The following is a 12734-nucleotide window of genomic DNA, read 5'->3' on the forward strand; positions in this document are numbered from 1 at the left end:
ACGCTCCCCCGAGAAAGGCCACCATGGCCACACTGACCACAACAGGTGCCGCGCCGGTGCTGCGCACCGACTTCTCCGATCAACAGGCCTGGCTCGCCGTTCGCGGAGCGATCGTCGCGCCCAGCGAAGGAGACGGCTTCCTGGCGGACGTCGAGTTCGTCGACGATCCGGCCTTCGACGGCTGGACGGCGCAGCAGATCCTGGGGATGGCCACCCGGGAGGCCGTCGGCTTTCAAGCATGCATCTTCGTGGTCGACCGGATCACGCTGACCTCGGCCGACTGGCCCGTCCTCGTCATCGACCTGCAGGAGGACCGAGGCCGCGAGTTCCGCGCCGCCGCCTCGGTGCTGTACCAGATCGAAGGCAATCTCTCGATCTGCAACATGGATTTCTTCGAGTTCGCCGACGCCGTCCAGGCCGACGGGGTCTACCGAGGTTTCTGAGCCACCATGGGCGCCGTCCCAGCGGGACGGCGCCCATGGATGTCAGGTCGTCAGCGCATGTCGCACCGACGTCCACCCGGCCAGCGCCGCCCGGACATCCGCGCGGGTCTCCTCGCGCAGCGCCTGCTCATGGGCCTGCTGGAGGACGTCGTCGATCAGCACCCGCCCGCCGCCGTCGGCCGAGCGCACCGCCGCCTCCACCATGGCGAGGCTCGGCACGTTCTCGTGCACCTCGCCCATGGGTGTGGCGCCCGTGCGGAGGGCGTCGACGAACACCTGAAGCGCACCGGCGATGCCGGAGTACGGGGCGGGCGTGCGTGTCACGGGCTGCACGTCGGCATCGAGCACCGGCTCGGTGTCGCCGTCCCAGCGGGCGGAGCCCTTCTCGCCGCTGACCCGCCACACGCCGTTCCACGACGTCTCCGCGCCGGGGCTGCACCAGCTGCCGACGTAGATGTAGCGGACGCCGCCCTCCATCTCGAACACCGCCGTGGCGGCGGCATCGCCTGCGTACCAGCTCCACGGCGGGTTGTACGCCTCGCAGTAGGCCGCGACCGGCTCGGCGCCGAGGACGAACCGAGCCGAGTCGAACGGATGGATCGCCATGTCGAGGAGCAGCGGGTGGTCCATCTCCTCCCGGAACCCGCCGAAGTGCGGGGCCCGGAAGAACTCGGTGGTGAGCGTGCCGATCGCACCGAGGTCGCCTGCCATCGCCTGCAGGGCGAACAGCTGCGGGTTCCACCGCCGCGACTGGCTCACCATGAACAGCTCACCCGTCACCTCCGCGGCGGCGGCCAGCGACAGCGCCTGCGCCAGCGTGGCCGCCACGGGCTTCTCGCCGAGCACGGCCAGGCCGGCGAACAGCGCCGCGGTGGTGACCGGGTGGTGCGCCTCCGGCACCGTGGCGTCGACCACGGCGTCGGCGCCCACCGCCGTGGCGAGGGCCACCGCGTCGGTGCCCACCGGGAGGTCCGGGTGCCCCGCGTCGGCAACGGCCGATCGTGCGGCTCCCACGTCGATGTCGGCGACTCCTGCCAGCTCGACGTCGGGCGCGAGGATGATGGTCGAGAGCCAGGCGCGGCCCATGCTCCCCGCGCCGGCCAACACCACCCGAACCGGCTCGCCGCCGGGGATCGTGCGGTGGGTCATTCGATCGGTCCGCTGTAGGCCGCGCCGGTGAAGAACTCGCCGGTCTCGTAGCGCAGCAGCTCCGGGTGCGCCCGCTCGGGCCGGTCCGTGCGGGCCCACTGCACTCCGTTGGCGATCACACGGCGGACGTCGGGGTGGTGGTAGGTCGGGAAGTCCTGGTCGCCGGGGCGGAAGTAGAAGATCTTCCCGTGGCCACGACGGAACGTGCAGCCGCTGCGGAACACCTCGCCACCGCTGAACGAGCTGACGAACACGAGCTCGTCGGGCGCGGGGATGTCGAAGAACTCCCCGTACATCTCGTCCTCGTCGATGATCAGCGGATGCGGCACGCCCCGGGCGATCGGGTGCGTCGGGTCGACCGTCCAGATCAGCTCGCGGTCGTGCTCGCTGCGCCACCGCAGCGTGCAGCTCGTTCCCATCAGCTTGACGAAGATCTTCGACCAGTGGCCGGAGTGCAGCACCACGAGACCCATCCCGGAGAGGACGTGGCGGTGCACGCGCTCCACCACCTCGTCGGACACCTCCGAGTGGGCGGCGTGGCCCCACCACGTGAGCACGTCGGTGGCCGCGAGGACCTCCTCGGTGAGGCCGTGCTCCGGGTCGTCGAGGGTGGCGGTGCGCACGACGCAGCCGTCGCGCAGGTTCTCACGAATGCCCTCGGCGATCGTCGTGTGCATGCCCTGCGGGTAGATCTTCGTGACGTGCTCCTCGATCTGCTCGTGGCGGTTCTCCCCCCACACGGTCACGCGGATGGGGGCGGAGGACGGGTCGGTCACAGCCGGTTCTGCCTTTCGTCGTCGAGCTCGTTGCGGGTCACTTGACGGCGCCGCTGTTCACACCGGCGGCGACGAAGCGCTGCGCCACCACCAGCAGCACCACGGCGGGGAGGGAGGCCAGGACCGCGGTGGCCATCACTGCGCTCCAGTCGTTCACGAAGCTCCCGATGTACTGGTAGAGCCCGAGCGTCACGGGCCGGACGTCCTCGGTGGTGGTGAGGGTGAGGGCGAAGAGGAAGTCGCTCCAGGTGAACAGGAAGGTGAAGAGCGCGGCCGTGATCAGGGCGTTGCGGCTCATCGGCAGCACGATCGAGACGAACGCGCGGATCTGACCCGCGCCGTCCACGCGGGCGGCTTCGATCACCTCGGCCGGGATGCTGCCGAGGAACGCCCGCATGATCAGGATCGCGAACGGGATGCCCTGGGTGGAGTCCGCGAGGATCAGTCCAGGGATCGAGTTGAGCAGCCCGAGGTCGTTGTAGGCGCTGTAGAGGGCGTTCGCCACGACGATCCCCGGGATCATCTGGCTGATCAGGATCGCGAACAGCACCACTCCCGCACCGCGCACCCGGAAGTGCGCGAGCGCGTACGCCGCGGGCGTGGCGATCAGCAGGCTGAACACCACGCTTCCCAGGGCCACCACCAGGCTGGTTGCGAGGTGACCGCCCTGCTCGCGCACAGCGGTGGCGTACCCGTCGAGGCTCACGTGGAGCGGGAACCACGGGGTGCTGACCGCCGAGCCGCTGGGCTGCAGCGAGACGTTGACCATCCAGTAGACGGGGAACAGCATCACGGCGAGGATCAGCACCCCGACCAGCGTGTTCCCCCACGAGCGCCGGACCGGCCGGCGCGTGAGCACTGACATCACTTGATCACCCCAACCCGACGCGTCGGTTGGCGCGCAGGTAGAGAAGCGCGAACACCAGCGAGATGACGATCAGGACGTTGCCCAGGGCGGCGCCCTGCCCGAACTCGAACTCCTGGAAGGACAGGTGGTAGGACTGCGTCGCGATCGTCTGGGTGGCGTTCGCGGGCCCGCCGCCGGTGAGCCCGAGGATGATGTCGAGCACCTTGATCGTGTAGACGACGCCGAGCACCAGCACGACGTTCACCACCGGCCGCAGCAACGGCCACGTGACGTGCCGGAACGCGCGCCACCCGGTGGCCCCGTCGAGGGCCGCGGCCTCGTAGAGCTCCTCGGGGATGTCCTGCAGGCCCCCGTAGAGGATCGTGGTGTTGAACGGGATCCCGATCCAGATGTTGACGCCGATCACGGCGATGAGGGCCAGCGACGTGCTCGTGAGCCAGCCCGGGTTCTCCCCGACCAGGCCCAGCCCGCCGAGGAACCGGTTGAGCGCACCGTTGTCCTGGTCGAGGATCCAGCGCCACACCGCCCCGGAGACGATCAACGGGATCAGCCACGGCAGGAGCAGCAGCGACCGCAGCACCCCGCTGAGCGGGAAGCGGCGCTGGAAGAACACCGCGATCGCCAGCCCGATCACGAACTGCCCCGCGATCGACCCCACGGTGAACAGCACGGTGTTGAGCAGCGCCTGGCCGAACACCGCCGACGTCAGGACCGCGCCGTAGTTGGCGAACCCGACCCACGGCGCCTCGCCCGTGTAGAACGTGGCGGTCGTGTACTCCTGGAACCCCATCAGGACGTTCTGCACCACGGGATAGCCGAAGAAGAGCAGCAGGTAGGCGACGGCCGGGAGCAGGAACGCCAGCTGGAGCAGCCGCTCCCGGCCCCGGGCCGAGGCCCACGGCGCGCGGTGCCGCTCGACGGGCGAGGGACCCTGCGCCGTGGCGCTCGGCGGTGCCACCGTCATGATCGGCGGCCGGTCGGTGGTGGCGCCCCCGACCGGCCGGCTGAGCTCAGCCATTCTGGGCCTGGCGCAGAGCGGCGTCCGGCGTGGCGCCGCCGGTGATCGCGCTCTGCACGGCCGTGTAGATCTTGGTGGCAGCGGCGGGCCAGTCGGCCCCCAGCTTGCCGGTGCGCGACCGCGCGGTCTTCACCTGCTCGGTGAACGCGGCCATCTTCGGCGCCTGCGCGACGAACGAGTCCAGCAGCGCGGTCTTCGTCGGCACGGTGCTGCGCTTCGTGGCGAGGTCCATCTGGTTGGCGTCGGAGTTCAGGCAGGCGACGATCTCCGCGGCCTTCTTCTGGCGCGCGTCGTCGCCGGTGCGGGGGAGCGTCCAGGTCTCACCGCCGAGGGGAGCGACCTCGGTGGCGCCCGCCTGGGGCACCGGGATCGGCACCACCCCGTACTTCAGGCCGGCGACCTCGTCGAGCACGGGGAACTGCCACGGACCGTTGACCATCATCGCCGCGTTGCCCGCGCCGAACTGCTCCGCGACGTCGGCCTGCGTCCAGTTGACGACCGACCTCGACGAGGATCCCGAGCCGACCAGGTCGACCCAGAGCTGCAGGGCCTGCGCGACCTGCGGGCTCGCGATGTTCGTCTCGTCGCCGCCGTTGGACCACATGAACGGCAGGAACTGCCAGGTGCCCTCGTAGTTCGCGGGAGCGGCGAACGCGAGGCCGTACCGGTTGCCGGAGGTGAGCTTCGCGGCGGCCGCCTTGAGCTCGTCCCACGTCTTCGGCGGGGTCACGCCGGCCTGGGCCAGCATGTCCTCGTTGTAGAAGAGGCCGATCGTGTTGGTCACCGGCTGGAGCCCGTACACCTTGCCCTCGTAGGTCGAGGCGCTGACGATGCCCTCGGCGTAGCCGTCCGCGGAGAGGCCGAAGTCGGTGACCGGGTTGAGGGCGCCCGTCGCCGCGATCTGCTGCAGGTCGGGGTTGTCGATCATCAGGACGTCAGGGAGCGTCCGGGACGAGGCCTGCTGCAGGACCTTGGCGATCAGCGAGGCGCCGGGCACGACCTCGCGTTCGATCGTGACGCCTGCCTGCCGGCCGCACGCGTCCAGGGTCTGGGCGTAGACCGTGCGATCGGGTTCGTTGTTGTAGTAGTCGAGAACGCGGATGCTGGTGACCGGTCCTCCGGAGCCGCTCCCACCACCTCCTCCGCAGGCGGCGAGAGCGGCTGCCGCTACGAGAGCGGTGGCCGTCGCCAGTGCGGTTCTGCCCAGTCGTGCTCCTCGTCGAGCCATGTCTGGTCCTCTCGTCGATCTCACTGTCGATACGTATCGATCGCACGCCCGTCGGAACCGGTACGACCGCGGCCCGCGGTCAGGGGGAGGGGAGGGTGGTTCGTCGTCGGGTCAGGCGCGGGGGGATGAGCTGTACGAGCTCGGAGGGCGGCTCCTGGCTGCGGTCGAGCAGCTGGAACAGGATCTGCATCGCCCGCCGCGACACATCGCGCGGTTCGAGCGAGACGTTGGTGACCGCGGGCGTGACGGCCTCGGCGGCGGCGTCGGTGCACAGCGCGATGAGGGACAGGTCGCGACCCGGGTGGAGCCCGCGATCCAGCAGCACCTGCAGCACCGGCTGGAGTGCCTGCGAGTTCGGCACGACCACCCCCGGCCGCTCCCCGCCGACGGCGAGCACCTGCTCCACGGCGGCCTCGGCGCCGTCCCGGCCCGGCGCCACCGGTGCCACGACCTCGAGCGTGACCTCGTGGGTGCTCGCCGCGTCGGCCGCTCCGCGCTGGAAGCGGCCGACGAAGTTGACGTCGCGCTCCACCACCTCGGCCGGGTGCCCCACGAGGACGACCCGCCGGTGCCCGAGCGCCGCCAGTTCGTCCACCGCCATGCGTCCGGCCAGCGGAAAGTCCAGGTCGACGCAGTGCAGGCCGGCGTTGTCGCCCGGGACACCGATGAGGATCACGGGCACACTCAGCGTCGCGGCCACCGGGATCCGGGCGTCGTCGGTCTCGATGTCCATCATCACGATCGCGTCGCACAGCGACCGGCCGGCCAACCGCTTCAGCCCCGCCGACCCCTCGTCCGCCGTGACGAGGAGGACATCGTGATCGGCCTCCCGCGCGCAGGACGCAATGGTCTCGATGAACGGCAGCAGGCCCGTGGTGTCGGCGCCGGGCGTGAACGGCACGACGAGACCGATCACCTGGGTGCGCTGGCTCGCAAGCGCCCTGGCCCCGGCGTTGGGATGGTAGGTGAGCTCCTCGATGGCCGCCTCGACGCGGCGGCGGGTCTCGGCCGAGATCGAGCGTCGCCCGCTCATGACGTAGGAGACCGTGCTCTGCGAGACCCCAGCGACCCGGGCGACGTCCCTACTGGTCACCATCCGGCGTCGCCCTCCGTTGGTGTCGATACGGATCGACAGCGCAGTGAACGTAGCCATGGACGGGAACGACGTGCAAGACCTTGAGGCGATGACCGTCAACCTGATCGTGGCGTCCCTGTGTCGGCCACTCGCCTCTTCTGCGACCGGCGACCCAGCGCGTGATCAATACTTCGGGCCTGGCGACAGCGCATAACCCGGCCGCCGGGCCGGGGACTGGTGATCATGTCGAGTCCGGCGCCCGCTGACCCCTGCCGCCGGGCCCAAACCGGCGATCATGTCCAACCGGCACCCCTGACCCCGGCCCGGCGGACCATCGTCGGAGAGCGGCGCCGCCGGGTCGGCCGGTCAGCGGGGCGATCGGGCAGGAAGCCGAAGGGCCCCTGCCAAAAGCGCCGCCCGTCGTGGTCCTTGATCAACGTTTCGGGCCGCGCAGCGGCACATGACCCGGTTCCTGACCCCGAACCGATGATCATGCGGATCACCAGCATCCGCGACCCGGTCCCGGACCTCGCGGTCGCCGTCGTCGGAGATCGGCTGGGGTCCGTCGTCCGGAGGTGTACCGCGCAGCCGATCGGCCACGAAGCCGAGGCACTCCGTCGCGCCGCCCTGCCTCGTTGATCACTTCTCCGAGCCTGGCAGCAGTGCATAACCCGGCCGCCGGGTCCGGACCGGTGATCATGTCGAAACAAGCGCCCGCTGACCCCGGCCCGGCGGGCCATCGTCCGGGATCGGCGGTCCGCCGGGCGGTCGGTGAGCTGTACTGCAGTGGCGATCGACCAGGAAGTCGAGGCATCCCTGCCATTCGCCGCCGACGGTCCTTGATCAACGTTTCGGGCCCCGTAGCAGCAGATAGCCCGGTTCCTGACCCCGAAATGATGATCATGCGGATCGCCAGCACCCGCGACCCGGTCCCGGCCTGGCAGTCGCCGTCGTCGGGGATCGGCTGGGGTCCGCCATCCGGCCGGGGGTACCGCGCAGCCGATCGGCCACTAAGCCGAGTCAGTCCGCTGCGCTGTCCGGTCCGCTGATCAATCCTTCGGCCTGGCAGTAGGACATGACTCGGCCGCCGGGCCCAAACCGGCGATCATGTCCAACCGGCACCCCTGACCCCGGCCCGGCGGACCATCGTCGGAGAGCGCGCCGCCGGGTCGGCCGGTCAGCGGGGCGATCGGCCAGGAAGTCGAGGCGCCCCTGCCAGGCGTGTCGCCCGCCGCGGTCCTTGATCAACGTTTCGGGCCTGGCTGCGGCACATGGCCCGGTTCCTGACCCCGAACCGATGATCATGTGGATCGCCGGCACCTGCGACCCGGTCCCGGCGCGGCCCTGGTCCCGGCCACCGTCTGAAATCGGTGGTGAGCCATCAGGCGGCTGTGACCCGTTGGCAGGCGGAGTATGCCGACGCATCGGTCACCCACGAGCCGACGCCTCGCCGTCCCAGGCGCCCCTCGGCTTCATGATCACCGTTTCGGGCCTGGCAGCGGCACATGACCCGGTTCCTGACCCCGAACTGATGATCATGGCGGATCGCCAGCACTCGCGACCCGGTCCCGGCCCGGCCACCGTCTTGAAATCGGCGATGAGCCATCAAGCGGCGTGCCGTGGGCCGGCGGGCAATGCCGCCGCATCGGCCACCCACGAGCCGACGCCCCGCCGTCCCATGCGCCCTTCGCCTCCATGATCACCGTTTCGGGCCCCGCAGCAGCACATGACCCGGTTCCTGACCCCGAACCGATGATCATGAGGAGCGGTGAGGTCCGGCGGCCGGCTAAGACGAGCGCGAGCGAGCTCGGCAACCGGTTCGCAGCACCGGTGGCCGCAATCCCCCGGCAATCCGGCATATCGGCACCGAGCACCCGGACGGGCCGCCCCGAAACCAGCCGCACCCGCCGAGCCCGGCGAGCGGCGTCCATGTCCTCAACTTTCGGGCCAAGCGGCCCGTCATCCGCCGGAACCCCGGGGACCCGGCTCAGCGACGCCACGGACGAACCCGCACCTGTCGAGCGATCAGGGCTCGGGACCGGCAGGAGCATGTCATCCGCGCGGTGCCGTTCCGACGCACCCCGCACGGCCAGCCGATCTTTCCCGGAATCTCATCCGGTGCGCCACAGTCCGCCCGAACCCCGTGCGTGCGGCGGCACCGGGGGCATTCCGATTGTGCCGCGACCGCGCTCCGGGGCAGCGCGCGTCGATCCGGCCCCAGTACCCTGGGACGGGTGTTCGACACCCTCTCCGAGCGCCTCAGTGGCACCCTCGCCAATCTCCGTGGCAAGGGGCGCCTCTCCGACGCCGACATCGACGCCACCGCGCGCGAGATCCGCATCGCGCTGCTGGAGGCCGACGTCGCGCTGCCGGTGGTCCGCGGATTCATCGCGCGCATCAAGGAGCGGGCCAAGGGCTCGGAGGTCTCTGGCGCGCTCAACCCCGCCCAGCAGGTCGTCAAGATCGTCAACGACGAGCTCATCGCGATCCTCGGTGGCGAGACCCGCCGCCTGCGGCTCGCGAAGGAGCCGCCGAGCGTGATCATGCTCGCCGGCCTCCAGGGTTCCGGTAAGACCACCCTGGCCGGCAAGCTCGCCCACTGGCTCAAGGGGCAGGGGCACACGCCGCTGCTCGTGGCGTGCGACCTCCAGCGGCCCAACGCGGTCAACCAGCTGCAGATCGTCGGTGAGCGGGCCGGGGTGCCGACCTTCGCCCCGGAGCCCGGCAACGGCGTGGGCGACCCTGTCGACGTCGCGCGCCGCGGCGTCGGGCACGCCCGCGAGAAGATGTATGACGTCGTCATCGTCGACACCGCAGGCCGTCTCGGCGTCGACGAGGAGTTGATGCGCCAGGCCGCCGACATCCGCGACGCCACCCGTCCCGACGAGACGCTCTTCGTCGTCGACGCCATGATCGGCCAGGACGCGGTTGCCACCGCCGAGGCGTTCCGCGACGGCGTGGGCTTCAGCGGCGTGGTGCTCACCAAGCTCGACGGCGACGCCCGTGGTGGCGCTGCGCTGTCGGTGCGGGAAGTCACCGGCGAGCCCATCTTGTTCGCGTCCAGCGGTGAGAAGCTCGCCGACTTCGATGTCTTCCACCCCGACCGGATGGCCAGCCGCATCCTCGGGATGGGCGACCTGCTCACGCTCATCGAGCAGGCCGAGCAGGCGTTCGACGAGGAGCAGACGGCCAAGGCCGCAGCCAAGATCAGCACGGGGGAGCTCACGCTCGAGGACTTCCTCGAGCAGATGCTCGCCGTGCGCAAGATGGGGCCGATCGGCAACATCCTGGGCATGCTGCCGGGTGCCAACGCCGGGCAGATGAAGGACGCGCTCGCGCAGGTCGACGACAAGCACCTCGACAAGCTCCAGGCGATCATCCGCGGCATGACACCGGGGGAGCGCGCCGACCCCAAGATCATCAACGGGTCGCGACGGCTCCGCATCGCCAACGGCTCCGGCGTCTCCGTCAGCGACGTGAACGAGCTGGTCAACCGCTTCTTCGAAGCCCGCAAGATGATGAAGCAGATGGCCGGGCAGTTCGGCTTCGGCGGTCGCAGCGCCACGCGCAAGCAGGCGAAGGGCCGCAAGGGGAAGAAGGGCAAGGGCCGCGGCCCCACACCGGCCCGCGCCGGTGCCCTGCCGGCCGGGTTCGGGGGCGGCGTCCCCGACCTGTCGGGCCTGCCGCCGTCGTTGCGTGAGCTCCCGCCGGGGCTCGACCAGCTCCCGCCCGGCTTCGACCCGAGCAAGCTGAAGTTCCCGAAGGGCAAGTAGCGCGTGTACCGCGTGCGGGGGGTGCTGCTCGGGCCAGGCGGTGACGAGCGGACGACGGAGCTGTTCGTCGACGGGGCGGGTGTGCTCGTCGACCGCATCCCGGGCGCCGAGACGCTCATCGACGGCGGCTGGATCGTGCCAGGGCTCGTCGACGCGCACTGCCACATCGGGCTGGGCTCGTCCGGCGCCGTCGAGCTCGAGGAGGCCGACGCGCAGGCGCGCACCGACCGTGATGCCGGCACCCTGCTGATCCGCGACTGCGGCTCGCCGCTCGACACCAGCCCTTTGCAGGCGCGCGCCGATCTGCCGGAGATCATCCGCGCAGGCGTGCACGTTGCTCGGCCCAAGCGCTACATCCCCGGTGTCGCCGCCGAGCTCGACGACCCGGCGCTCCTGCCCGACGTGGTCGCCGAGCAGGCCGCGGACGGCGACGGCTGGGTGAAGCTGGTGGGGGACTGGATCGACCGGTCCGTGGGGGATCTGGCCCCGCTGTGGCCCGACGACGTGCTCGTCGCCGCGGTGGAGGCGGCCCACGCCGCTGGGGCCAGGGTCACCGCCCACGTGTTCGGCGCCGACGCCCTCCCCGGCCTGATCCGCTCCGGTATCGACTGCATCGAGCACGGGCCCGGCCTCACCGACGACCTCATCGGGGAGATGGCCGCCCGTGGCACCGCACTCGTCCCCACGATGATCAATCTCGACACGTTCCCGACGATCGCCGACTCGGCCACCAGGTATCCCACGTACGCGGCGCACATGCGGAAGCTGCACGCGGGAGCGGTGGGCGTCGTGCGGCAGGCCGTCGAGGCGGGGGTTCCCGTGTACGCCGGCACGGACGCGGGCGGCGGGATCGTCCATGGGCGGCTGCCCGACGAGATCGAGGCCCTGCACGGGGCCGGGATGTCCACCACCGCCGCGATCGGCGCCGCGAGCTGGTCGGCCCGCGAGTGGCTCGAGCGTCCGGGGCTGCAGCCCGGTGCGCGAGCGGACCTCGTCGTGTACCGGTCCGACCCCCGGGCCGACCTCTCGGTCCTGCGCGAGCCGGCGCTCGTGATGCTCCGCGGACGGCCCGTGCACGCCACGGGCTGAAGCGGGCGGTTTGCACGCTGTATTCCGGCGTGATCACGCCTGCACGCCGAGGGCAGACGCCCGCAGCCAAGGGCCGGTAGCGTCGGATATGTGGCAGCAACGGACGGGAACGAGTCACCCGAGGAGGGTTCGAGAGAACCCGACGTCCCCGAACCGAACGACGCCGGTCCAACCGGCGCCAACAGCAGCCTGACCGGTAACGCCGCCGCCGGCGGAACGAGCGAGGGCAGCCCGGACAGCAGCGGCAACGGCGGCTCCCCCAACGGCAACGGCTCGAACGGCAACGGCCACAACGGCGTCACCCACAACGGGACCGCCGGTTCGCCCTGGGCGGCCCCGGAGTGGTCCCCGTGGTCGCAGGAGGCGGCATCAGGCGCGCCGGCAGAGGCCCCCGGCGCAGCTGTCGCCCAGCCCGGACCGGGTCCGTACGCCGAAGGTTCGTACCCATCCGGTCCCTACCAGCCGTACGCAGCCGGGCCGGGGACGTCGGGCCCCTACCCGATGTATCCGCCGAGCGCCTACCCGTCGATGCCGGACCCCCACCCGTCCGCGCCTCCTCCCACCGGCAGGCGGTCGCCCCGGCATCCGGCGGGGCGGGCGCTCACCGGGGTCCCGGTCCGCACCCACCGCTGGGGCCTGGGTGCCTACGTGCTCGTCGAGGCCGTGTTCCTGCTCACGTCCGTGCTGATCGGCTGGGCCGTGCTCGGCGACATGCCGGTGGTCGGGGGGCTGATCCTCGCGCTCGCCGTGCCCACCGTGCTGGCGGCCGCCACCGCGGTGCTGATCACCGTGCTGCGCGGCAACGGGCCGCGCACCGACCTGCGCCTGCAGTGGTCGTGGAGCGACGTCGGGCTGGGTGTCGCGTTCGGGCTCGGCGGGCTGGCCCTCACGGTGCCTGCCTCGCTGGTGTACGTCGCGATCGTCGGGCCGGACGCGAGCTCGGCGGTCGGCGACGTGTTCGGCTCGGTCAGGACCGGTCCGGTGCTGGCCGCGGTGGTGTTGGTGATCGTGGTGTTCCTCGCCCCACTGTGCGAGGAGATCGTGTACCGGGGCCTGCTATGGGGCGGGATCGAGCGGCTTGCGAACCGCTGGGTGGCCTTCGGCGTGACGACTCTGCTCTTCGCGATGGCCCATTTCGAGTTCACCCGAACGCCGCTGCTGCTCATCGTCGCTATCCCGATTGCAGTGGCTCGGCTGTACACAGGCAGGCTGCTCCCCAGCATCGTCGCGCATCAGGTGAACAACCTCCTCCCCGGAGTCGTGCTGATGCTCGGCCTTCTGGGCGTCATGCCGACCGGGTGAGCCGGCGGCTCAG

At 71.0% G+C, this 12734-nt stretch carries 10 protein-coding genes; 4 read left to right on the forward strand and 6 right to left on the reverse strand.

Annotated features, from left to right (window positions below):
* The first annotated feature begins 23 nt into the window (after positions 1 to 23).
* A complete protein-coding gene (locus tag ACQPZQ_RS09635; protein WP_433294200.1) occupies positions 24 to 443 on the forward strand; it encodes a DUF6924 domain-containing protein in 420 nt (139 codons plus the stop codon).
* Positions 444 to 485: 42 nt separating this feature from the next.
* Here ACQPZQ_RS09635 and ACQPZQ_RS09640 read toward each other — a convergent pair whose 3' ends face one another.
* The 6 genes from ACQPZQ_RS09640 to ACQPZQ_RS09665 all read right to left on the reverse strand — a co-directional run bounded on the left by ACQPZQ_RS09640 (position 486) and on the right by ACQPZQ_RS09665 (position 6635).
* The gene (locus ACQPZQ_RS09640) at positions 486 to 1592 is read right to left on the reverse strand and encodes a Gfo/Idh/MocA family protein (RefSeq protein ID WP_433294202.1); all 1107 of its coding nucleotides are present in this window, start codon (positions 1590 to 1592) and stop codon (positions 486 to 488) included.
* A complete protein-coding gene (locus ACQPZQ_RS09645; protein ID WP_433294204.1) occupies positions 1589 to 2368 on the reverse strand; it encodes a ThuA domain-containing protein in 780 nt (259 codons plus the stop codon). Before ACQPZQ_RS09645 ends, ACQPZQ_RS09640 begins: the two co-directional genes overlap by 4 nt.
* Positions 2369 to 2405: 37 nt before the next feature.
* Positions 2406 to 3233, reverse strand: coding sequence for a carbohydrate ABC transporter permease (locus tag ACQPZQ_RS09650; RefSeq protein ID WP_433294206.1), 828 nt, complete (start codon positions 3231 to 3233; stop codon positions 2406 to 2408).
* Positions 3234 to 3240: 7 nt separating this feature from the next.
* Positions 3241 to 4200: a carbohydrate ABC transporter permease gene (locus ACQPZQ_RS09655; RefSeq protein WP_433299094.1), complete on the reverse strand. Its 960-nt coding sequence runs from the start codon at positions 4198 to 4200 to the stop codon at positions 3241 to 3243.
* 46 nt (positions 4201 to 4246) lie between these two features.
* Positions 4247 to 5482, reverse strand: a complete 1236-nt coding sequence (locus ACQPZQ_RS09660; protein WP_433294208.1) for a sugar ABC transporter substrate-binding protein — start codon at positions 5480 to 5482, stop codon at positions 4247 to 4249.
* A 79-nt stretch (positions 5483 to 5561) separates the two neighbouring features.
* Positions 5562 to 6635: a LacI family DNA-binding transcriptional regulator gene (locus ACQPZQ_RS09665; RefSeq protein ID WP_433294210.1), complete on the reverse strand. Its 1074-nt coding sequence runs from the start codon at positions 6633 to 6635 to the stop codon at positions 5562 to 5564.
* Positions 6636 to 8791: 2156 nt separating this feature from the next.
* Here ACQPZQ_RS09665 and ffh point away from each other — a divergent pair.
* From ffh to ACQPZQ_RS09680, 3 genes are all read left to right on the forward strand, one after another.
* Positions 8792 to 10330: a signal recognition particle protein gene (gene ffh / locus ACQPZQ_RS09670; protein WP_433294212.1), complete on the forward strand. Its 1539-nt coding sequence runs from the start codon at positions 8792 to 8794 to the stop codon at positions 10328 to 10330.
* 3 nt (positions 10331 to 10333) lie between these two features.
* On the forward strand, positions 10334 to 11419 hold the full coding sequence (locus ACQPZQ_RS09675; protein ID WP_433294215.1) for an amidohydrolase family protein: 1086 nt from the start codon (positions 10334 to 10336) through the stop codon (positions 11417 to 11419).
* Between the two features lie 90 nt (positions 11420 to 11509).
* Positions 11510 to 12721 (forward strand): lysostaphin resistance A-like protein, encoded by a 1212-nt coding sequence (locus ACQPZQ_RS09680; protein WP_433294217.1) that lies wholly within the window; start codon positions 11510 to 11512, stop codon positions 12719 to 12721.
* The last annotated feature ends 13 nt before the right edge of the window (positions 12722 to 12734 follow it).

The organism is Pseudonocardia sp. CA-142604, assembly GCF_050948475.1.
GTDB lineage: Bacteria > Actinomycetota > Actinomycetes > Mycobacteriales > Pseudonocardiaceae > Pseudonocardia > Pseudonocardia alaniniphila.